Genomic DNA, 21,364 nt, shown 5'->3' on the forward strand with positions numbered 1-21,364 from the left:
TTGATTTTTTGGCGCTAATCCGTTTGTTTCAATTCGGCCAATTGCCGGCAAATTTGTTGCGCCGCCAGCAACAAACGGGGGCCGCTGCGATTAAACCAGTCTTCATTAACCGCAATCACCGGCGCCGACAGTTGAGGACGCCAAAAAGCCTGCGTACTGGCGATGGCGTCGGGCGAACCACTGATGATAATGGCCTGCGGTTTGCGCATCAGCACCTGTTCCCGGCTGACCTGAGGCCACGGCGCCGGGCTGTCGCTGAAAATATTCTGCGCGCCGCACAGTGAGACGACCTGACTTTGCAACGTGCCTTTGGCGGAGGTGAACAACGGCTGGGAACCAAACTGCATGAAAACCCGCAGCGGTTGCTGGTTTGTATATTGCCGCCGTAATTCGGCCAACTGCCGACGAAGCGCGGCGGCGGCATGTTGCGCCTGTTCAGGATGGGAACTGTATTGCGCCAGATGCGTCAAAGCGTCGGGAATATCGTCAAGCGTTTTGGGATCCAGATAAACCACCGGGATGCCAAAATTGATCAGCTGTTCCAGCGGCCTTTGCGGATTGCCTTCGCGCCAGGCCAGAATAAGATCGGGCCGTAGCGCGAGGATCCGCTCAAGGTTAATTCCCTGCCAGGAGGCGACCCGCTCCAGTTCTTTGGCCTGCGGCGGATAGTCGGACCAGGCGCTGACCGCCGCCATCTGCCCCCCCATACCGGCGGCGTAGGCCATTTCCGTGGCATGCGGCGCCAGGCTGATGACGCGCTGCGGCACCGCGTTGGCCGCGGCGATCGCCGAAAATAGCAGTAGCCCGAGCAGGCCGAGGATCGGCGATTTCATTTACCGGCGTTCAGCCAGCGCCTGCAACATGGTTTCCACCATGCGGGTGGACTGCTGGGCGGCAAGCGCCAGAAATTCATCAAAACTCAGGTGGGATTCCTGGTCGGCAACGTCGGAAATCGCCCGCACAATGACGAAAGGCACGGCAAACTGATGGCAGACGTGCGCAATGGCGGTGGCTTCCATTTCTACTGCGATAGCCTGCGGAAAGGTGCGACGAATACGAGCCAGCGGCTCCGCGCCGTTGATAAACGCATCGCCGCTGACCACCAACCCCCGCACCGCATTCAACTGAAGTTTGGCAATCGCCTCCTGCGCCAGCGTAATTAATCCCTCATCGGCGGTGAAAGCCGCCGGGCAGCCGGCCATCTGACCCGGCTCATAGCCAAAGGCGGTGACATCGGCGTCGTGATAGCGTACTTCATCGGAAATGACAATATCGCCGACCTTGAGCGTGGCGGTCAGCCCGCCGGCGGAACCGGTGTTGATCACCACGTCCGGCTGGCCGTGTTCCAACAATAAGGTGGTTCCCAGCGCGGCGGAAACTTTACCTATGCCGGACTTCAGCAATGCGACGTCGACCCCGTTCAACCGACCGCTGTAGATTTCACAACCTGCGCGCTGGAAGGTTTGACGGTTTTCGATCCGATCGCGCAGTAAGGTAACTTCTTGTTCCATAGCGCCGATAATGCCGACTTTCATAAGGTTCCCCACAAATTTTGTGATAAATGGCACGAGTATAGCGCCAGCTAGTCTATCATGGCTAACGGGGTTAAATGGAGACGGTGAGAAGCTTACGGCGGCATTCAATGGAGAATTTTATGTCTGATATCGATTTTGCGAAAAAGATGAGTTTTCAGCGGCCTCTCAGCAGTAAGACGATTACTGCCGAGAATGAATATGCCATTGTTCGCCAGTTCGAAAGCGATCGCGGACGCATCATCAACTCCGCCGCCATTCGCCGTCTACAGCAAAAAACGCAGGTCTTTCCGCTGGAGCGTAATGCGGCGGTACGTTCGCGCCTGACCCATTCGATGGAAGTTCAGCAGGTCGGGCGTTATATCGCCAAAGATATCCTGGATCGCCTGAAGCGGGATAACCGGCTGGAGGCGCTGGGGTTGGACCAATGGCAAACGCCTTTTGAAAGCATGGTGGAAATGGCGTGCCTGATGCATGACATCGGCAATCCCCCGTTCGGCCATTTTGGCGAGTCGGCGATCAATAACTGGTTCGGGCAGTTACTGGACGTCGCGCATCTGGAGGATGAGGCGATAAGCGAAGATCGTTGCCGGGTCGGTTTTTTACAGCGTAAAAACGACGATCTGGATGAATTGCGCTGGCGTATTCGTCAGGATTTAAGCCATTTCGAAGGCAATGCGCAGGCCATTCGTATGGTGCATACCCTGCTTAAGCTGAATCTGACCTACGGACAGGTCGGCTGTATCTTAAAATATACCCGGCCGGCCTATTGGCGCGGCGGCGTGCCCGCGCAGTACGACTACCTGATGAAAAAGCCGGGTTATTATCTGGCTGAAGAAGCCTTTGTCACCACCCTGCGCGAAGCCTTGTCAATGGGGGAATTTCATCGCCATCCGCTGACTTATATTATGGAAGCGGCAGACGATATTTCTTATTGCATTGCGGATCTGGAAGATGCGGTCGAGAAAGATATTCTCACCGTAGAACAACTCTATGAGCGCTTGCAGGAAGCTTGGGGGGAAACGCTTGCCGGCGATTTATTCGCCAAAACCGTTGGCCGGGCGTTTGATAATAAAAATCATCATCAATGGCGCGGCTCCAACGATCAATTTTTCATGAACCTGCGGGTTAACACGGTAGCCAAACTGGTGCCGCATGCCTCGCAGCGCTTTATTGATAATTTGCCGAAAATTTACACCGGCGAGTTTAATCAGGCGTTGCTGGAGGATGAGAGCGAACAGAATCGTTTACTGAAAATCTTTAAACGTGTGGCGCTGAAACACGTATTCAATCATCACGAAGTGGAACAGCTTGAACTTCAGGGATACCGGGTTATCCGCGGACTGCTGGATATTTACAGCCCGCTGCTCGATATGTCGTATGAAGATTTCAGCCGGTTGGTGACGGAAGATACCCACCGGCGCTACCCGATAGAAACGCGGTTGTATCATAAATTATCCCGCAAACATTGCCTGGCTTACCGTGAGGCCGTTGAGAATCTGCAAACGTTATCCCCGGAAGAACAGGAAGTTCGCGAGTATTATTACCGCGCCCGCTTAATTCAGGACTATATCAGCGGCATGACCGATCTTTATGCCTATGATGAATATCGGAGACTGATGGCGGCGGAATAGAAAGAATTTTGTAAACAGGCTCAATATTTTCTTACGCTTCAGCAGCTTCCACTGATGAACTTTGTTGCTTCATATTTATCTGATGCAATACGACCACTGTATAAAGGTCGCGGGACTTGCCTGTTGATTACGATGGAAACACTATTCCCATGAAAAGAAAATCATTAGTTTTAAGCGCGCTGACGTTAAGCCTGGCGATGGCAATGGGGCCGCTCGGCGCGAATGCGGCGGAACCCGCCGCATCCCCGGTTGCATCGAACCCGCTTCCCAGCCTGGCGCCGATGCTGGAAAAAGTCATGCCTTCGGTGGTCAGCATCTATGTGGAAGGGCATACCAGCGTGAGCAATGAGACGATCCCTCAACAGCTACAGCCTTTCTTTGGTGAGAATTCACCTTTCTGCCAGGAAGGTTCGCCGTTCCAGGGATCGCCGATGTGTCAGGACGGCGGCGATGAGGACGGCGACGGACAGCCCTCCAGACAGCAAAATTTTCAGGCGCTGGGCGCCGGCGTAGTCATCAATGCTGAAAAAGGCTATGTGGTCACCAATAACCACGTGGTGGACAACGCCGACAAGATTCAGGTTCGGCTCAACGACGGGCGTAAATATGAGGCCAAAACGATTGGCAAAGATCCCCGTTCTGATGTGGCGCTGCTCCAACTGAAAGAGTTTAAGAATCTAACGGCGGTCAAACTGGCGGATTCGGATCAGTTGCGTGTCGGCGATTATACGGTGGCGATCGGTAACCCGTACGGTCTGGGGGAAACGGCAACCTCGGGGATTGTGTCGGCGCTGGGGCGCAGCGGATTGAATATTGAAAATTATGAAAACTTTATTCAGACCGATGCCGCCATCAACCGGGGGAATTCCGGCGGCGCATTGGTTAACCTGAACGGTGAACTGATCGGTTTAAATACCGCCATTCTGGCGCCCGACGGCGGCAATATCGGTATCGGTTTCGCTATCCCGAGCAATATGGTGAAAAGCCTGGTGGCGCAGATTATCGAGTTCGGCGAGGTGAAACGCGGCGAACTGGGGATTCTCGGCACCGAACTGAACTCAGAGCTGGCGCAGGCGATGAAGGTGGACGCGCAGCGCGGCGCGTTTGTCAGCCAGGTGCAACCTCAATCCGCCGCCGCCGCCGCGGGGATTAAAGCGGGCGATGTCATTGTGACGCTGAACGGCAAGGCGATCGGCAGCTTTGCCGCGTTACGGGCGCAAGTGGGATCGTTGCCTGTCGGCAGCAAAGTGGCGCTGGGCTTATTGCGCGACGGCAAACCGCTAACGGTGGATGTCACCTTGCAGCAGAGCAGCCAGGCGCAGGTGGCGTCAGGGAATCTTTATTCCGGCATTGAAGGCGCCGAATTAAGCAATACGCAGCTGGGCGGCCAAAAAGGCGTCAAGGTCGATAACGTGAAAGCGGGTTCCGCGGCGGCGAAAATCGGCCTGAAAAAGGATGATGTTATCTTGGGCGTAAACCAGCAGCCGGTACAGAATCTTGGCGAGCTGCGTAAAATCCTCGACGGCAAGCCCGCCGTTCTGGCGCTGAATATTCGCCGCGGCGACAGCAATCTTTATCTGCTGGCGCAATAATTCAATGTGATGTAAACCGGGTGTCGCCGCACCCGGTTACCTTTCTGTTTCTGCCTGCATTTTGTGAAGCCTGCCACAGTTTCAAGCGAACTGTTGATTCTTTGTGAATTTGCACAATGTGCGGCGTAACACGCAGCGCTATGCTGGTGCGATTGTCGTACTTCTTCGAGGTGGAAATGGCGTCGTATCATCTTAATGCCAAAATGGCGCAGGATATTGTCGCACGGACTATGCAGATTATTGATAGCAATATCAACGTCATGGATGCCCGCGGTAAGATTATTGGCAGCGGCGATCAGGAGCGGTTGGGGGAATTGCATGAAGGCGCGCTGCTGGCATTGTCTCAGGGGCGGGTTGTCGATATTGATGAAGCGGTGGCGCGCCATCTGCACGGCGTTCGCCCCGGCATCAATCTGCCGCTGCGTATCGACGGAGATATTGTCGGGGTGATCGGTCTGACCGGCAACCCCGGACAACTGCGTCAGTACGGCGAACTGGTATGCATGACGGCGGAAATGATGCTTGAGCAGGCAAGATTGCTGCATATGCTGGCTCAGGATAGCCGCCTGCGTGAAGAACTGGTGCTTAACCTGATTCGTACCGATGAACTTTCTCCCGCCTTGATGGAGTGGGCGCAGCGTTTAGGCATCGATCTTAATCAGCCCCGCGTAGTGGCGGTGGTCGAGGTTGATAGCGGTCAGCTTGGCGTAGACAGCGCGATGGCGGAATTGCAGCAGTTGCAGACGCTGCTGACTACGCCGGAGCGCGACAACCTGATCGCCATTGTTTCCCTGACGGAAATGGTGGTGCTGAAACCGGCATTGAACAGTCATGGCCGCTGGGATGCGGAAGAACACCGCCGCCGCGTGGATAGCCTGCTGTCGCGCATGGCGGAAAGCAGCCGTTTGCGAGTGCGTCTGGCGCTGGGAAACTACTTTTCAGGCCCCGGCAGTATCGCCCGTTCCTACCGTACCGCCCGAACCACCATGAGCGTCGGCAAGCAACGGATGCCTGCACAACGCTGCTATTACTATCAGGATCTTATGCTGCCGGTTTTACTGGACAGCTTGCGGGGCGGCTGGCAGGCGAACGAACTGGTGCGCCCGCTAACCCGGCTGAAAGCGATGGACGGTAATGGCCTGCTATGCCGCACGTTGAACGTTTGGTTCCGTAACAATGTCCAGCCCGGCGCAACGGCGAAGGCGTTGTTTATTCATCGCAATACGCTGGAATACCGCCTTAATCGTATCTCTGAGCTTACCGGGCTGGATTTGGGGAATTTCGACGATCGCCTGCTGCTGTACGTCGCCTTGCAACTGGACGAAGAAGAGTAAGTTTTCACCGCGCCGCCGGAACAGCCGCTGTTCCGGCGCAGCTCACTTACTTAGATTGAAAACTATTACATAACCATTAACAATATAACGCGATAGCATAAATTATCGCGAAACAGTATTTTTGCCCCTTTCTCATATCCTCTATTGTCACTTCCATGTTGTCGGTCTGATATTCGTGTGCAAATCACGCCAGCCGGTCGTATCCATCGCTATTTTTTGAGTCGGATTGATTCAAAAATGTCAGGAATGGCAACGCATTAACCTATTGTTCCGTGCGCACAAGCGTTTGTATAAATACCGTCAAATTTTAGGGAGTGATAATGATGTCAATACGTCGTCTGGGGTTGTCTCTTGCTACGGCAACGCTATTGTTTTCTGGCGTCGCTTCTGCGGCAACGGAATTATTGAATGTGTCTTACGATCCGACCCGTGAACTGTATCAACAATATAACGCCGCTTTTATCAAGCATTGGAAAGAAACCACCGGTGAGGATATTTCCATCAAGAATTCGCATGGCGGCTCGGGCAAGCAGGCGCGATCGGTGATTGACGGCTTACAGGCTGACGTGGTGACGTTGGCGCTGGCCGGGGATATTGATGCGCTTAATCTGAATCAACAGATTATCGATCCGAAGTGGCAGGCGCGCTTGCCTGATAACAGTACGCCTTATACTTCCACTATCGTTTTTCTGGTTAGAAAAGGTAATCCGAAGCAGATCAAAGACTGGGACGACCTGGTGAAACCGGGCGTTGAAGTGATTACGCCAAACCCGAAAACTTCTGGCGGCGCGCGTTGGAATTTCCTGGCCGCCTGGGCTTATGCCAAAGCGCAACCCGGTGGTAATGATGAAACGGCGCTGAAGTTCGTCACCGAACTGTACCGTCATGCGCCGGTGCTGGATACCGGCGCTCGTGGCTCGACGATCAGCTTTGTTCAACGTCAACTGGGCGATGTGCTGCTGGCCTGGGAAAACGAAGCCTATCTGTCGTTGAAGGAGCAGGGCGGCGATCAACTGGAAATTGTGACGCCATCGCTGTCAATTCTGGCTGAACCGCCGGTTGCCGTGGTTGATAAAGTGGTGGAGCGCAAAGGCACTCAGAAGCAGGCGGAAGCCTATCTGCAATATCTCTACAGTGATGAGGCGCAGCGGATTATCGGTAAAAACTTCTATCGTCCGCGTAATGCCAACATTGCTGAAGAATTTAAAGATCAATTTGCGCCAGTGAATCTGGTCACCATTGATAAAGACTTCGGCGGTTGGAAGGCCGCACAGGATCAATTCTTCAAAGATGGTGCGGTATTCGACAAAATATTCCAGGAGATCAATAAGTAATTAACCGATCTTCCGATTCTTTCAGGCCGCTGTTTATCCAGCGGCTTTATCACGTCGGCAATGTTTGATTAGCCAGGCTACCTGAGCAATGATTATTAAAGGCACTGTATGTCACAACGTTCTTCCTCGGTCATTCCCGGTTTCGGATTAACTTTAGGTTTTAGCCTGAGTTACTTAGGGTTGATTGTACTGATCCCGTTGGCCGGTATGTTTCTTTATGCCAGCCAACTCACCTTGGCGCAATTCTGGGAGCTGATCACCAGCCGACAGGTGTTGTTCTCGCTCCAGCTATCTTTCGGTACGGCGCTGACCGCGGCATTGATCAATGGCATTTTGGGAACGCTGCTGGCGTGGGTGCTGGTCCGTTACACTTTTCCCGGCCGCAAGATCATTGATGCGATGATCGATATGCCGTTTGCATTGCCGACCGCCGTGGCGGGGATTGCGCTGACGGCGTTGTATGCGCCAAACGGCCTGATCGGATCGCTATTTCCGTTTAAAATCGCCTATACCAGTATTGGCATCACGCTGGCGTTGATTTTCGTCACCCTGCCTTTCGTCGTTCGCACATTGCAGCCGGTGCTTGCCGATATTCCGAAAGAAATCGAAGAGGCCGCCGCCTGTCTGGGCGCGCGTCCGCTGCAAGTGTTCCGCCATGTTCTGATCCCCGCCTTGCTTCCCGCCTGGCTGACCGGTTTCGCCCTGGCGTTTGCCCGCGGGGTGGGGGAATACGGTTCAGTGGTGTTTATCGCGGGCAACATTCCGTTTAAAACAGAAATTCTGCCGCTGCTGATCGTCTCTAAACTCGATCAGTATGACTATAAAGGCGCAACCGGGATTGGCGTATTTATGCTGCTGGTTTCATTCATCATGTTGCTGTTAATTAATTTATTGCAGCGCCGCATTCAACCGAAACTGTAAGGCATGTCGTCATGGAACAGGTTATTTCCGCTCAGGTCGGTAAGCAAAAAATCCAGAAAAACCCAGTAACGTATTACGTTCTGGTTTCACTGGCGTGGATCGTTTTTTTTCTGGTTCTGGTTTTGCCGCTGCTGATGGTGGTGACGCAGGGGTTGGAGAAAGGCATTGGCGCTTTCTGGGAGGCGATTACCGAGCCGGATGCGATTTCCGCATTAAAACTGACGTTATTGGCAACGGCGATTTCCGTGCCGCTTAACGTTGTTTTCGGTCTGGCGACCGCGTGGTGCGTGACGAAATTTGAATTCCCCGGCAAAAGTTTTCTGCTGGCGTTAATCGATTTACCGTTTTCCGTTTCACCGGTGGTGGCCGGTTTGGTCTATGTCCTGCTGTTTGGGGCGCAAAGTAAACTCTATCCGTTCCTGACCGCCCATAATCTGGAAATCGTTTATGCGGTGCCGGGGATTGTGCTGGCGACCATTTTCGTCACGCTGCCCTATGTGGCGCGTGAACTGATTCCGCTGATGGAGCAGCAGGGATCGCAGGAAGAAGAGGCCGCCCGACTGTTGGGCGCCAACGGTTGGCAGATGTTCTGGCATATCACGCTGCCTAACGTGAAGTGGGCATTGATTTATGGCGTGGTGCTGTGCACCGCCAGAGCGATGGGGGAATTCGGCGCCGTCTCCGTTATCTCCGGACATATTCGCGGTTTGACCAACACGCTGCCGCTGCATATCGAAATTCTTTATAACGAATACAATATCGTCGCTGCTTTTAGCGTCGCCATTCTGCTGTTGGTGATGTCGCTGGTCGTGCTGCTGTTACGCCAGTGGAGTGAGAGCCGCCTGACGAAGCAAATACAGAAACAACAGGAGTTGACCAAAAATGAGCATTGAGATCCGCAATATTAATAAACAATTTGGTCAGTTTCAGGCCCTGAATGAAATTAATCTGGCGATTCAGAGTGGCGAACTGGTGGCGTTGCTGGGGCCGTCCGGATGTGGCAAGACGACGTTATTGCGCATCATCGCCGGTCTGGAACAGCCGGATAGCGGCAGCATTATTTTTCATGGCGAGGATGTCTCGGTTCACGACGTGCGCAAACGTAATGTCGGATTCGTTTTTCAGCACTATGCCTTATTCCGTCATATGACGGTGTTTGACAACGTGGCGTTTGGGCTGCGGATGAAGCCGAAAAATATCCGCCCGTCGAAACGTGACATTGAGCGGAAAGTCCATGAATTACTTAATCTGGTTCAATTGGACTGGCTGTCGGATCGCTATCCCGAACAGCTGTCCGGCGGTCAGCGCCAGCGTATCGCCCTGGCCAGAGCGCTGATTGTCGAGCCTAGCATCCTACTGTTGGATGAACCTTTTGGCGCGCTGGATGCCAAGGTGCGTAAAGAACTGCGCCGCTGGTTATCTCAACTGCATGAAGATATCAATCTGACGTCGGTGTTTGTGACCCACGATCAGGAAGAGGCGATGGAAGTCGCCGATCGTATCGTGCTGATGAATAAAGGCGTGATTGAACAAATCGGTTCGCCCGATGAAGTTTACAATCACCCGGCCAGCGAGTTTGTGTATCACTTTCTGGGCGACAGCAACCGACTGACGATTGAACAAACCGAGGAAACCATTTTGTTCCGTCCTCATGAAGTGGCGTTGTCCGTTCAGGCGCAGGAAGGCTACCAGCCGGTGATCGTTCGTGATATTCGCCCACTGGGCGCATTAACCCGCCTGTCATTGAAGATTGGCAATCAGCAGGAGCTGATAGAGGCTGAAGTGGCAAAGGACGACCTGAGTCTGCATGGTTTGCAGAAAGGCGATGTCATCCAGTTCAAGCCCAAGCGCTATAACCATGATTGGGAAATCTGATCGTTAACGCTAAGTCTGGTTGTGATATCAAATCTGGAAAAACGCTCTGCATAGGGCGTTTTTTTATGGTCAGGGACAGCGTTGCTGTTACAAAGCGCTCATCAATCGTGGTTCCATTACTTTCTGGCTGGAAGATGGCTTTCTTTCAGGTAGGGTATGAGACCGCTATACCCTGGTCATGAGGGCAATCACGGCGCGACTCTGATCTTGCCATCTACTGTCCTGATGATTAAAGGCGTGTTCCGGCTCACATTAAGTGCTGCTCAGGGTTTCCTTAACTTCATTTTATCCCTGATGAGCGTTCCGGATTACACTTGCGTCAGCAAACGCGCAACGTCCTCAAAAGCATCCGCATTAATAGAAAGCAGGTCACATATCACATAGATGGTTTTATTCAGTAGAAGGCGTTTGTTAACGATAGACTTATTTGTCGATTTCTATCTCTCCCGTGGATAGGCCCGCCACCTCAACACCCGGCGGCACGGCAAGCCCCGGCGTCACATCGATTCGCCGTGGCGCGCTGGCGGCGTCGGGACGGAAAATCACATAGCTGTTGCCCGCATCGTCGGTGCGCAGCGCTTCGGCGGGAACGGCAATCCCTTGTTCATTGCGGTACGTCACCACCGAAAGTCGGGCGCTCATCCCCAGCCGAAGACGCTGGCGCTTTTCGGGGGATGGCGTGTCGATGGCGACCAGCACGTCATAGCGAGCGCCTGCGCTCTCGGATTCGGCGGCTCGGCCCTCGATACCGATAGTCTGGATACGGCCTTGCAGCGTCAGCCCGGCGAAGCCGTCGCCGTCGATCTCCACTGGCATCCCCTCGCGTAGCTGGTGCAGATCGGCCTCTTCAATGCTGGCGACGGCTTGCAGACGCTCGGGGTTAATCAGGCCGAACAGCGGCATACCCTGTGCGATATGCATCCCCGGTTGCGGCGGTTGCCACTTGCTGGTTTCCGTTACGGCGGGTCGTACCAGCACACCGGCGAACGGCGCGCGCACTACCTGCTGCGCTTGCATAGCCAGCAGCGCCTGATGACGCGATTTAGCATTCGCCAGTTCCATTTCAGCAATCTGACGATCTTCGCCGCGCCCCTTGTTCAGCGTGGCCTGCAACTCTTCTTGCGCGGCGGCCAGATCTTGCCGCTGAGCCTGCACCTGCTGTTTCAGCGCATCCACTTCCATGCGGGCTACAATACCGCGCTCAAACAGTGTACGGGTGTCTTTCAGGCTGGTCTCGGTGTTCGCCAGCGTGATACGGGCGTTGTTCAGGGTGCGGCGCGCCCGCGCCACTTCCTGACTTTGTTCCCAATGTTGCAGTTCCTGCTCCATGCGCTGCGCCTTGAGCAGTTCGGCCAGCGCCTGACGCAGTTGGATATCCAGCAGACCTGTATCCAGCGTCAGCAGCGGTTGCCCTTTTTCTACACGCTGCCCTTCGGCGACCAACACGCTTTTAATCGTGCCTTCAAACGGCGCGGAGAACGTCAGATGGGTGGCCGCTTGAATCCGACCGATCAGTCCCAGCCGGTTCTCCAGCACCTGTGGTTCGATGCGCAGCCATTGCATTTGCGGTGCGTCGGCGACTGGCTCCGACCAGAACCGCCAAATGCCGGTTACGGCAATCGGGATGATCAGGATTGTCAGCGCGGCTAAGCGGCGCGACCAGAAGCGTACGATTTTAATCATTGAGTGAGATATCCCAGCTTAGCAGCGTTGTTCCCAGCGTCTGATCCAGTTCGGCCTGGGCGTTGAGATAGGCGATCAGCGCGTCGAGCCGGGCATTTTCAGCGTTGCGCAGGTCGGCCTCATAGCTCAACACCTGAAAGTTGCTGGAGCGCCCGACGGTGAGCTTATCCCGTTCGATATCCAGCTTGCGGCGCGACAGATCGCGGGCGCGTTGGGCGATTTCGAACTGGCGCCAGCGTACGCCGATACCGCGCACGGCATTGGTGACGTCGCGTTCCAACTGCTGGCGGGCCTCGGCGAGCTGTACACGCTGATTCTGCACGCTCACCCGCGCCTGCACTTCCGCCTGCCGCTGGCTCATGTCGCCGATGGGAATTTCCACCTGCACGCCGACATAGTTTTCCCAACTGCGTGAGCCGTCCGCCGCGGCGTTGCGGTTTCGTTGCTGACTCGCCCCGCCCACCAGGGACACATCCCACAACCGTTCGTTACGCGCCACCGCCAGATTGATATCTGCCTGTTCGCCGGCGATCAACTGCGTGAGGTAGGTGGGCTGCATGGCTTCGGCCTGTTTCAGCGCCTCGGCGGGGCTGACGCTGACTCGGCTGACCTGTAGCTTTTCGGCGGCGCGGATCGGCGTGCGTAAATCCAGCGCCAGCAGTTGCAGCAGTTCCAGGCGGCTGCTGTCGAGCTGGTTGTGCGCGTCTTCGTAAGACAGTTCCTGCGTCGCCACGTCCGCTTCGGTCTGCACAATGTCAAACTCCGCCATTCGCCCGGCAGCGATCAGCGAACGGTTTACGGCCAGCAACTGACGCGAGCGCGTCAGCGCATCGTTGGCAATTTGCAACTGCTCTTGCGCGCGCAGCAGTTCCCGGTAGGCGACAATAATCTGCGTAATGGTCTGGGCGACGGTGGCTTTCAGCATCAGGCTGTTGGCTTGTTCGGTCAGCCGGGCCAGCCGCACCGGCGCGGTGGCGGCTTCACGGCCCGCGCCGCGCAGCAGCGGCTGAATAACGGTGATGCTGGCCCCGTCGTTGCGGTCGTTTCCGGCATCGTCGGCCTGCGTGGTTCGATGCGTCCAGGCCAGGCTGAACTGGGTACCGTAGGGCGTCAGCAGCGTGGTGGTGGGGGCAATGTCGCGCTGGCGGTAGCGGTCGTCATGATTTCGCGCCGCCAGATAACTGCCGCTTAGCACCAGTTTGGGCGTGAATCGGTCTTCGGCCACCAGCAGATCGAATTTCTGCGCTACGCGATCCAGATAGGCGCTGCGGATAACGCGGTTGTCGCGCAGGCTGAGGTAGATAGCGTCGCTCAACGTCAGATCAATGATTTGCGCATTGAGCCGCGCAGCGCTGGCTCCCGGACGGGTGGGGTGGGACGGCAACAGACGATCGGTCAGCGCGGCCGAAGCATTCAGGCTGATAAGCAATAGGACGGAAGTAAAGGCTCTAATCATCGCGCAGCGCCCTTACCGGTTCGAGCCGGGCCGCCGTCAGGGCCGGATACAGGCCGAAGAACAATCCGACCAGCAGCGAACTGATGATCCCCAGCGGCAACGACAGCGGCGACAGGGAAAAGGCCCAGCCGGAGAGTTTTACGAACAGCCAGGCGGCGGCCAGACCGAAAACAGACCCGGCCAACGCCCCGGCCACTGCCAGCACGACCGCTTCCAGTAGAAATTGGCGGCCAATATCCTGTGGGCGTGCCCCCAACGCCATGCGCACGCCGATTTCACGCCGCCGTTCGGACACATTCATCACCATGACGTTCATCACGCCCACGCCGCCCACCAGTAGCGCGATCCCGCCCAGCCCAGCCAGCAGCCAGGTGAAGGTGCGCGACTGGCGCGCCATCCCCTCCAACAGTTGCTGCGGGATCTGAACCGTTACCTCGCGGCCTGGAGCAAGCGATGAGAGGTAGTTGCGCAGCGCGGCGGCCTGCTGCGGCAGCGTGGCGCCATCGCGGGCTCGCGCCACTACGGTACCAATTTCCGGGGAGGGAACCAGACGACGGATTCCCTCGACGGGCAGCAGAATAGCCTCGTCCACTGGCACCGGGATCAGGGGATTTTGCCCTCGTTCCTGCAAAACACCCACCACCTCGAACAGATAGCCGCCGATCTGTATCCGGTTGCCGAGTGACGCGCCCAGTTCAATGGCGGCTTTCGCGCCCAGCACCGCATAGGTGCTCTGGCGATCGTAACGGGTGAGGAAACGGCCTTGCGTCATGCGTAGCTCCATCGCCAGAGCCAGCTCGGCGCTGGTGCCGACCACAATAGTACTGAAATTTCGACCGTTCAGGCGGGCGTCGGTTGAGGTCAGGATAAGCGGAGCAGCGTAGTGGATACCGGGTAAGGCGCGGGTCAGTGCCAATGTATCCAGTGTGACGGGCGCGCGGCGCTGACCGCCCGATTCTGCTGCGGAAAAGCTTGCAACCAGCATATCGCTGCCCATGTCTTTAAATGTACTGATGGCGTCTGCCGCCGCATTGTGACCGATGTTCAGCAGTGCGACCATCGACGCGCAGCCGACAGCGATACCCAGCAGGGCCAGTAGCGCCCGACGTCCCAACTGTCGCAGGCTATCCAGCGGTTCGGTCAGGGTGTGGCGCAGCGAAGGGCCGTAGGGGCAATGGGAAGTATCAGACATAGCATTCTTCCTGTATGCGCCCATCGCATACCTGAATCCGGCGCTGCATCTGCCGGGCGATGGATTCGTCGTGCGTCACCATCACCAGCGTGACACCCTGTTTACGGTTCAGCGTCAGCAACAGCGAGAGGATTCCACTGGCGGTCTGGCTGTCGAGGTTGCCGGTGGGTTCGTCGGCCAGCAGTAAAGACGGTTCGCCAACCAGGGCGCGGGCGATGGCGACGCGCTGGCGCTGACCGCCGGACAGATCCGCCGGACGGTGACAGACGCGATCGATCAGCCCGACCCGTTCCAGTTGTTTTTGTGCCGCCTGGCGAGCGTCATGACGGGAATGGCCGCGATAGAGCAGCGGCAGCGCCACGTTATCCAGCGCGGTAAGGCGCGGCAGCAGGTTGAAACTCTGGAACACGAAACCGATAACCTGATTGCGCATTCTGGCCCGTTCGTCGGCAGATGCCTGCGCCATGTCGCGACCATTCAGCAACAGACGCCCGGCGCTGGGCTGGTCGAGCAGCCCGATGATATTCAGCAGGGTGCTTTTGCCCGAACCGGACGCGCCGACAATGGCACAGCTCTGGCCGGAAGGAATGAATAGAGAAACATCATGCAGCACCGACTGCATGGATGCGCCGGTACGGTAGGCGTGGGTGATGCTTTGCAGGCAGAGCAACGGCGTATTTTCCATCAATTCCCCAGCATTGCGGGCAGGGACGATAACGGATTATTTTTTATTGTCATTGGCAAGCAGGGTGAAAAGGCTCATCGGAACGAGATGGGAATTTTTCTCCTGTAGCTCGTTTTTCCAGTTATTCAGCGTACTAAACAGGGAGGTGCTATTTGTTGTAAGCGATGAAGAATCTGACGCAATTACCGACTGCAATCGTGCTTCATAACCTGTCGGATATTGTGCCTGTTCTATTGCAGGTAGCGACTGATAATGTTCTAGAATATCAGAGAGTGATTTGGTGATTTTCCCAGTTCGGTTATATTCCGCTTCCATTTTTGCCACGATTTTCTCACGCCATGCTTGTTCCTGATCATATGATTCCGACCAGGCCGCCCGACGTTCATTGACGGTGAAGGCACCACTGTCATCATAGGTGATCAGGGCGAGTTGTTCCCGCGACATTCCTTTGAAGGGATTGCTTGCTTTACCGTTTAAATAATCAGTGGCCTGTTTTGCCCTAGCCAGCAAATCTGGGTCAGTTGTATCGGGAATTTCGGCGTCATAAATTTTTTTATACGAATCGGTATAATAATTCGCGTCGGTGATCTCTTTAAGAATTGACTCGGCTTTGGTCTTGAGTTCGCTGCGGCTAAGACTGGCGTCGCGTTTTTCTGCTCGAGTAGCTGCATCACTTAATTGCTGGGCGAAAGACGACACCTTAGTGGATGTTGTATTGGTGGATTTATTTTGTTCACTCTGTACGGAATCGCTGCTCACTTGATTTTTAATTGCTGAACTCGATGTATTACTTATTTCGTTAGTTAACGTGGTTATTGAAAATTTATTGATGCTGACCATAAACTTCTCCATTCGTTATAGTGTCGCCTGATTGAATTGAAAATAAATTAAATCGACACCACAATACATTTTAATAACAGTACCCATCGCCACCTGTTGGTGACGATGGGGCTATCCATTTCTGGATAATTACTTCATGGTAAATTCAACCGCCCATGCGCCAGTTATACTGGTTGACGTGATGGTGGCTTTACAAGTAGCCCCACCGCTTGCTGTCGCCGTTTTGTTCCATTTTGGTACTTTGGGAATTGTGCCGCTAAACAATCCCCCCGGAATAACTTCATTTACAAACGTCGTACCAAAAACGCAGGTTTTTTTGCCAATGGTGTAGCGAACTACTGCGGCATTTGCGTCAGACGTAATGAGGTTTTGCACAATATATTTATCGGTTCCTTTTGCTACAACAGAAGTTTCCGGCGCAGGTTTCGCTAGTACGCTTGTGCTAACTTCGTTAGTTGTCACTGGGGAATATTTTGCCGGTGCGGTTCCGAGGTTTTTAAATGTAATAGTTACCGGCCCAGCATAAGCCGCGCCAGCAGTAAACAATGACGCAACTGTAATCGTAGCCAGAATACTTTTTTTAATTCGCATATCACATATCTCCATATATTGATTTTTCACACATTTAATAACAAACACATCTTGCCCGATATGCGGCACGGCTTCTTTACTATGCCGCCATTCATCCCTGCTACTGTTTATTCAGCCGTTCCAATAGATTCGTTATCCTCTGCTGTTGGACTTGATCGTACAGCTCGGACGGCATCTCGCGGTCATCGTTGGTGAGTAAGTTGACTGAGGACATGGCTATCGTAGTTTCCGTCAACTGCGTTATAACTGGAGGGTTAGCATTTGCATCACGAAACAGGCGGGACATCATAAGTTCCTCGCCACTAAGGCTAAACAGCCCGGAAGTTGACAACGATTTGTCTGACAAGCCATTCGCCAGTGAAGCCTGTGATTGCACCGTCTTTGAAGTGTTGCTTGGCGTATTTTGCACCTGAATATAGGCCGTCGTGGCTGTGTTGATTTCCATATCCCAATCCTTGAGGTATCAATAGCGTCAGTCGATTTCATTAGAAACAGGCGGAAAAGTCTGTCTGATCAAATATCGACACAATTATTTAAATCTTTACTAATTCTTTACTATTTACTGCATTAATGCTTTCACTGTATTTTCATTTTATTATTTATATACAATGGGTTATCGTCACGCTTGCCTCTTCTGAAATTTATTTTTTTGCTCAATTTTTAAACCATCGCATGAACCACTAACAAAGTGGTACTGATCGGCCAAACCGATCGATATGATCTTGCCGATCTATAAAAACAATTATCTTTTGATCGTTACTTCAATATAGATTCTTCCGGGATTTCTACTAACTGTATGACTTTATTCGCTTTATCCTCAATAGGATGGGTGAAGTACTTTTTCCTGTTCGTCAAGGAAATGGCACCCGGCAGGCTATCATGGCGGAGTATTACCGGCAGGTGCTGGAAACCGCTCGCGCAAAAGACGCCGGGATGGCGGCGGCGCTGGAACTCTCGAGGTTGATGGGATTACGCTCATGACAGTGATGGAGTGGTGCAATATTCTGTTTTCTTACTTCTCCGGACTCTATAAAGGTATCCCAAGAAGATGAATTGGTGGGTCGTGCAGGATGACTCGGCCTTTGGCCTCGCCCCTTCGGGGTCAACGCTGACGCGTTGTTGTCTCGCTTCGCTCGGCTCGAACCTGAACGCAGGTTCTCACCCGCACGACTCGTGCAATATAAAGATAAGTGGATTGACTTCGGAGAGGTAAAACTTTGCGGATATTGGTGGGTCGTGCAGGATTCGAACCTGCGACCAATTGATTAAAAGTCAACTGCTCTACCAACTGAGCTAACGACCCGCAGAAGTGGTGGGTGATGACGGGATCGAACCGCCGACCCCCTCCTTGTAAGGGAGGTGCTCTCCCAGCTGAGCTAATCACCCACTTCTGTACTTCACTTGCTATAAGAAGATCGCTGGTATGAGATTGGTGGGTGATGACGGGATCGAACCGCCGACCCCCTCCTTGTAAGGGAGGTGCTCTCCCAGCTGAGCTAATCACCCAATCTCACTTCTTCTTACTTACACAACGCGGCACTCGAAAGAGTGGTGGGTGATGACGGGATCGAACCGCCGACCCCCTCCTTGTAAGGGAGGTGCTCTCCCAGCTGAGCTAATCACCCTCGCTGTGTGGAGTCGCATTATAGGGATAGTTGAAAGTGAGTCAACGCTTTTTAAAAGTAAAATGGCCGTTCGTTGTAAAATTAGGCAGGACGTCTTATTTCTGGTCGTTACCGATGCTTCCTTATTCACTTCAATAAGTAATAAACCGTGCTGTGGTTCGTTACAGCGTTGAGGATTCGGGGCAGAATGATAGAATGTTGTCCACTTTTGTTATTTGAACTCATGTCGGTATCCGCCGGCAGCCGTTGCGTAATAAGGCTTGTAATCCCAAATGAAAATCAAAACCCGTTTCGCGCCCAGTCCAACTGGCTATCTTCACGTCGGCGGCGCCCGTACCGCACTTTATTCCTGGCTGTTTGCCCGTCATCAAAACGGCGAGTTCGTTTTGCGTATTGAAGATACCGATCTGGAGCGTTCCACGCAGGATGCGATTGATGCCATCATGGATGGTATGAACTGGCTGAATCTTAATTGGGATGAAGGCCCGTATTATCAGACCAAACGCTTTGAGCGTTATAATGCGGTCATTGATCAAATGGTGGAAAACGGTACGGCCTATAAGTGTTATTGCTCAAAGGAACGTCTGGACGCGTTGCGTGAAAAACAGATGGAGAACGGCGAGAAGCCGCGTTATGACGGACGCTGCCGTGATTCCCATGAGCATCATTCCGCTGATGAACCTCATGTGGTGCGTTTTCGCAACCCGCAGGAGGGCGCGGTTATTTTTAACGATCGCATCCGCGGTCCCATCGAGTTCAGTAACCAGGAGCTTGACGATCTGATTATCCGTCGTACCGATGGCTCGCCAACCTATAACTTTTGCGTCGTGATCGACGATTGGGATATGGAAATCACCCACGTTATCCGTGGTGAAGACCATATCAACAATACGCCGCGTCAAATCAACATCCTCAAAGCGTTGGGCGCTCCCGTGCCGGAATATGCCCATGTTTCCATGATCCTGGGCGACGATGGTAAAAAGCTTTCCAAACGTCACGGCGCCGTCGGGGTGATGCAGTATCGTGATGATGGCTACCTGCCTGAAGCGCTGTTGAACTATCTGGTGCGCTTGGGGTGGTCATATGGCGATCAGGAAATCTTCTCCGTTGACGAGATGAAAGCATTGTTCTCATTAGATGCCATCAGCAAATCCGCCAGTGCTTTTAATACCGAAAAGCTGCAATGGCTGAACCACCACTATATTAATCACCTGCCGGCGGAATATGTGGCGACGCATCTGGCGTGGCATATCGAACAGGCGGGCATTGATACCCGTACCGGCCCGCAACTGAGCGAACTGGTTACATTACTGGGCGAGCGCTGCAAAACCCTGAAAGAGATTGCGGCTTCCTGCCGTTACTTTTATGAGGATTTCGACCAGTTTGACGCTGATGCGGCGAAGAAGCATTTGCGTCCGGTTGCCCGTCAGCCATTGGAGTTGGTTCGCGCCAAGCTGGCGGCGATTACTGACTGGACGGCGGAAAACATTCATCATGCTATTCAGGGAACCGCCGATGAGCTGGGACAAGGCATGGGCAAAGTCGGTATGCCGCTGCGTGTGGCGGTGACCGGCGCCGGACAGTCTCCCGGCGTCGATGTTACGGTACAGGCTGTCGGTCAGCAGCGATCGCTGGCGCGTATTGATAAAGCGCTGGCGTTTATCGCCGAGCGTGAAGCTCAGCAATAACCGTTGTTGCTAAACTGCGGTCATCAATAGAATCTTCGCCCCGGCGCCTGCCGGGGTTTTTTATGGTAACAATACGCGGCATCCGACGCTTCTGTTGCCATTTTCATCTGAATGACGAGCGGTTTGGCGTCTTTTTCAGCGGTTAAGCGCATAAACAGATTTAGCCGTTGACACTGCTAATCGGGTTTCATATTATGCGACCCGTTCGCACGGATACTGTCTGTCACAGAACGGGGCTATAGCTCAGCTGGGAGAGCGCTTGCATGGCATGCAAGAGGTCAGCGGTTCGATCCCGCTTAGCTCCACCAAACTCCTTTGGGTTTGGTTTCCGTATTACGAACATTCCACATATGTGGGGCTATAGCTCAGCTGGGAGAGCGCTTGCATGGCATGCAAGAGGTCAGCGGTTCGATCCCGCTTAGCTCCACCAAATCAAGATATCTCTTTCTGTTTATCTGCCTTTATCTACGTCATCCCGATTTTTTGCGTGGGTAAAATTACTGCCTCCATTGGCTGAAGGCAGCGTTTGCTTATTGATTCTCCGGCAGACGCGGCATCCAGTCTATCGGAGCCAATCCTTGTTGCTCAAGGAGCCGGTTGGCCTGGGAAAAGTGTTTACACCCCAGGAAGCCGCGATGGGCCGATAAAGGGGAGGGGTGCGGCGCTTTTAAAACGTGGTGGCGCTGGCGGTCAATAATGTTGCCTTTTTTCTGCGCATGCGATCCCCACAGTAAAAAGACAAGCCCTTCCCGGTTCTCATTCAATGCCGCAATAACGCGATCGGTAAAAGTTTCCCAGCCCAGATTAGCGTGGGAATGAGCCTGACCGGCCTCAACGGTTAACACCGTATTCAGCAACAGCACCCCTTGCTCGGCCCAGCTTTGCAGGAAGCCATGTCGTGGGATTTCAAAGCCCGGTATGTCATTAGCCAGTTCTTTATAAATATTGACCAGCGACGGCGGCGCAGGAACGCCGGGACGAACGGAAAAAGAGAGTCCATGCGCCTGGTTAGGGCCGTGATAGGGATCCTGACCGAGAATAACCACTTTAACCTGATGAAGTTCGGTAAAGCGGAAAGCGTTAAAGACATCTTTCTGCGGAGGGTAAATGGTTTTTCCAGCGGCGCGTTCTTTGCCGACGAATTCAAGCGTATTAATAAAGTAGGGCTGCTGTTTTTCTTGCGCCAGTACGTCATGCCAGGTTAGGGAAGTCGCCATCATGCACTCTCTGTCCATAGGGTGGATTTTATTGTCGGTAGCTTACCGTTCAATTGTGCCGAGGTAAAATCGTACCGACAGGAAAAGTGCGGGAGTGATTGATTGTTTTGAAAATAAATTGAAAATTTACAAAAAAATTGCAATTATGCGGGTGGTTAAATTTGA

Annotated in this window: 18 protein-coding genes, 6 tRNA genes, 1 other RNA gene and 2 pseudogenes; 12 read left to right on the forward strand and 15 right to left on the reverse strand. The window is 53.8% G+C overall.

Features of this window, described 5'->3' with window-relative positions:
* Nucleotides 1–14 precede the first annotated feature (14 nt).
* Together btuF and mtnN are read right to left on the reverse strand one after the other, a co-directional pair.
* A complete protein-coding gene (gene btuF / locus JG725_RS15540) occupies nt 15–833 on the reverse strand; it encodes a vitamin B12 ABC transporter substrate-binding protein BtuF (RefSeq protein ID WP_172290922.1) in 819 nt (272 codons plus the stop codon).
* On the reverse strand, nt 834–1,535 hold the full coding sequence (mtnN, locus tag JG725_RS15545; RefSeq protein WP_172290923.1) for a 5'-methylthioadenosine/S-adenosylhomocysteine nucleosidase: 702 nt from the start codon (nt 1,533–1,535) through the stop codon (nt 834–836).
* Nucleotides 1,536–1,654: 119 nt separating this feature from the next.
* Here mtnN and dgt point away from each other — a divergent pair, with 119 nt between their 5' ends.
* The 8 genes and pseudogenes from dgt to JG725_RS20720 all read left to right on the forward strand — a co-directional run.
* Nucleotides 1,655–3,166, forward strand: coding sequence for a dGTPase (gene dgt, locus JG725_RS15550; protein ID WP_172290924.1), 1,512 nt, complete (start codon nt 1,655–1,657; stop codon nt 3,164–3,166).
* A gap of 149 nt (nt 3,167–3,315) precedes the next feature.
* Nucleotides 3,316–4,758, forward strand: coding sequence for a serine endoprotease DegP (gene degP / locus JG725_RS15555; RefSeq protein ID WP_199378729.1), 1,443 nt, complete (start codon nt 3,316–3,318; stop codon nt 4,756–4,758).
* A 176-nt stretch (nt 4,759–4,934) separates the two neighbouring features.
* Nucleotides 4,935–6,092 (forward strand): CdaR family transcriptional regulator, encoded by a 1,158-nt coding sequence (locus JG725_RS15560; protein WP_172290963.1) that lies wholly within the window; start codon nt 4,935–4,937, stop codon nt 6,090–6,092.
* 329 nt (nt 6,093–6,421) lie between these two features.
* The gene (locus tag JG725_RS15565; protein ID WP_370541770.1) at nt 6,422–7,426 is read left to right on the forward strand and encodes a sulfate ABC transporter substrate-binding protein; all 1,005 of its coding nucleotides are present in this window, start codon (nt 6,422–6,424) and stop codon (nt 7,424–7,426) included.
* A gap of 108 nt (nt 7,427–7,534) precedes the next feature.
* The gene (gene cysT / locus JG725_RS15570) at nt 7,535–8,347 is read left to right on the forward strand and encodes a sulfate ABC transporter permease subunit CysT (protein WP_172290926.1); all 813 of its coding nucleotides are present in this window, start codon (nt 7,535–7,537) and stop codon (nt 8,345–8,347) included.
* An 11-nt stretch (nt 8,348–8,358) separates the two neighbouring features.
* Nucleotides 8,359–9,240, forward strand: coding sequence for a sulfate ABC transporter permease subunit CysW (cysW, locus tag JG725_RS15575; protein WP_199378731.1), 882 nt, complete (start codon nt 8,359–8,361; stop codon nt 9,238–9,240).
* A complete protein-coding gene (locus tag JG725_RS15580) occupies nt 9,230–10,222 on the forward strand; it encodes a sulfate/molybdate ABC transporter ATP-binding protein (protein ID WP_199378733.1) in 993 nt (330 codons plus the stop codon). Before cysW ends, JG725_RS15580 begins: the two co-directional genes overlap by 11 nt.
* A gap of 46 nt (nt 10,223–10,268) precedes the next feature.
* Nucleotides 10,269–10,600 (forward strand): annotated as a pseudogene (locus tag JG725_RS20720) (transposase); the annotation flags it as partial.
* 45 nt (nt 10,601–10,645) lie between these two features.
* Here the strand turns inward: JG725_RS20720 and JG725_RS15590 are convergent.
* From JG725_RS15590 to JG725_RS15620, 7 genes are all read right to left on the reverse strand, one after another.
* Nucleotides 10,646–11,905, reverse strand: coding sequence for an efflux RND transporter periplasmic adaptor subunit (locus tag JG725_RS15590; RefSeq protein ID WP_199378737.1), 1,260 nt, complete (start codon nt 11,903–11,905; stop codon nt 10,646–10,648).
* The gene (locus JG725_RS15595) at nt 11,898–13,361 is read right to left on the reverse strand and encodes a TolC family protein (protein ID WP_199378739.1); all 1,464 of its coding nucleotides are present in this window, start codon (nt 13,359–13,361) and stop codon (nt 11,898–11,900) included. Before JG725_RS15595 ends, JG725_RS15590 begins: the two co-directional genes overlap by 8 nt.
* Complete coding sequence (locus JG725_RS15600) at nt 13,354–14,553, reverse strand: ABC transporter permease (RefSeq protein WP_199378740.1); 1,200 nt, start codon at nt 14,551–14,553, stop codon at nt 13,354–13,356. The genes JG725_RS15595 and JG725_RS15600 overlap by 8 nt, the downstream gene beginning before the upstream one ends.
* Complete coding sequence (locus tag JG725_RS15605; protein ID WP_199378742.1) at nt 14,546–15,238, reverse strand: ABC transporter ATP-binding protein; 693 nt, start codon at nt 15,236–15,238, stop codon at nt 14,546–14,548. Before JG725_RS15605 ends, JG725_RS15600 begins: the two co-directional genes overlap by 8 nt.
* Before the next feature lie 36 nt (nt 15,239–15,274).
* On the reverse strand, nt 15,275–16,078 hold the full coding sequence (locus JG725_RS15610) for a hypothetical protein (RefSeq protein WP_172290934.1): 804 nt from the start codon (nt 16,076–16,078) through the stop codon (nt 15,275–15,277).
* 129 nt (nt 16,079–16,207) lie between these two features.
* A complete protein-coding gene (locus tag JG725_RS15615; protein WP_172290935.1) occupies nt 16,208–16,669 on the reverse strand; it encodes a hypothetical protein in 462 nt (153 codons plus the stop codon).
* Nucleotides 16,670–16,769: 100 nt separating this feature from the next.
* Nucleotides 16,770–17,114 (reverse strand): hypothetical protein, encoded by a 345-nt coding sequence (locus JG725_RS15620; RefSeq protein ID WP_172290936.1) that lies wholly within the window; start codon nt 17,112–17,114, stop codon nt 16,770–16,772.
* Nucleotides 17,115–17,527: 413 nt separating this feature from the next.
* Between JG725_RS15620 and JG725_RS15625 the strand changes: the two are divergent.
* Nucleotides 17,528–17,647: pseudogene (locus tag JG725_RS15625) on the forward strand (integrase domain-containing protein); the annotation flags it as partial.
* A 76-nt stretch (nt 17,648–17,723) separates the two neighbouring features.
* On the opposite strand, the gene JG725_RS15630 reads toward JG725_RS15625, so the two are convergent.
* The 5 genes from JG725_RS15630 to JG725_RS15650 all read right to left on the reverse strand — a co-directional run bounded on the left by JG725_RS15630 (nt 17,724) and on the right by JG725_RS15650 (nt 18,294).
* Nucleotides 17,724–17,851: non-coding RNA, RtT sRNA (locus tag JG725_RS15630), on the reverse strand.
* 45 nt (nt 17,852–17,896) lie between these two features.
* Nucleotides 17,897–17,972 (reverse strand) — tRNA-Lys (locus JG725_RS15635).
* 7 nt (nt 17,973–17,979) lie between these two features.
* A tRNA-Val gene (locus JG725_RS15640) sits at nt 17,980–18,055 on the reverse strand.
* A 44-nt stretch (nt 18,056–18,099) separates the two neighbouring features.
* Nucleotides 18,100–18,175 (reverse strand) — tRNA-Val (locus tag JG725_RS15645).
* A 43-nt stretch (nt 18,176–18,218) separates the two neighbouring features.
* Nucleotides 18,219–18,294: transfer RNA gene (locus JG725_RS15650), tRNA-Val, on the reverse strand.
* A 272-nt stretch (nt 18,295–18,566) separates the two neighbouring features.
* On the opposite strand from JG725_RS15650, the gene gltX reads away from it, so the two are divergent.
* The 3 genes from gltX (at nt 18,567) to JG725_RS15665 (ending at nt 20,412) form a co-directional block, all read left to right on the forward strand.
* Nucleotides 18,567–19,982: a glutamate--tRNA ligase gene (gltX, locus tag JG725_RS15655; RefSeq protein ID WP_199378744.1), complete on the forward strand. Its 1,416-nt coding sequence runs from the start codon at nt 18,567–18,569 to the stop codon at nt 19,980–19,982.
* A gap of 232 nt (nt 19,983–20,214) precedes the next feature.
* Nucleotides 20,215–20,290: transfer RNA gene (locus JG725_RS15660), tRNA-Ala, on the forward strand.
* A gap of 46 nt (nt 20,291–20,336) precedes the next feature.
* A tRNA-Ala gene (locus tag JG725_RS15665) sits at nt 20,337–20,412 on the forward strand.
* Nucleotides 20,413–20,512: 100 nt separating this feature from the next.
* Here JG725_RS15665 and ung read toward each other — a convergent pair.
* Entirely contained in the window at nt 20,513–21,199 is a 687-nt protein-coding gene (gene ung, locus JG725_RS15670; RefSeq protein WP_172290965.1) for a uracil-DNA glycosylase, read from the reverse strand.
* Nucleotides 21,200–21,364: the final 165 nt, after the last annotated feature.

This window comes from Brenneria sp. L3-3C-1 (assembly GCF_016456245.1).
Classification (GTDB): domain Bacteria; phylum Pseudomonadota; class Gammaproteobacteria; order Enterobacterales; family Enterobacteriaceae; genus Brenneria.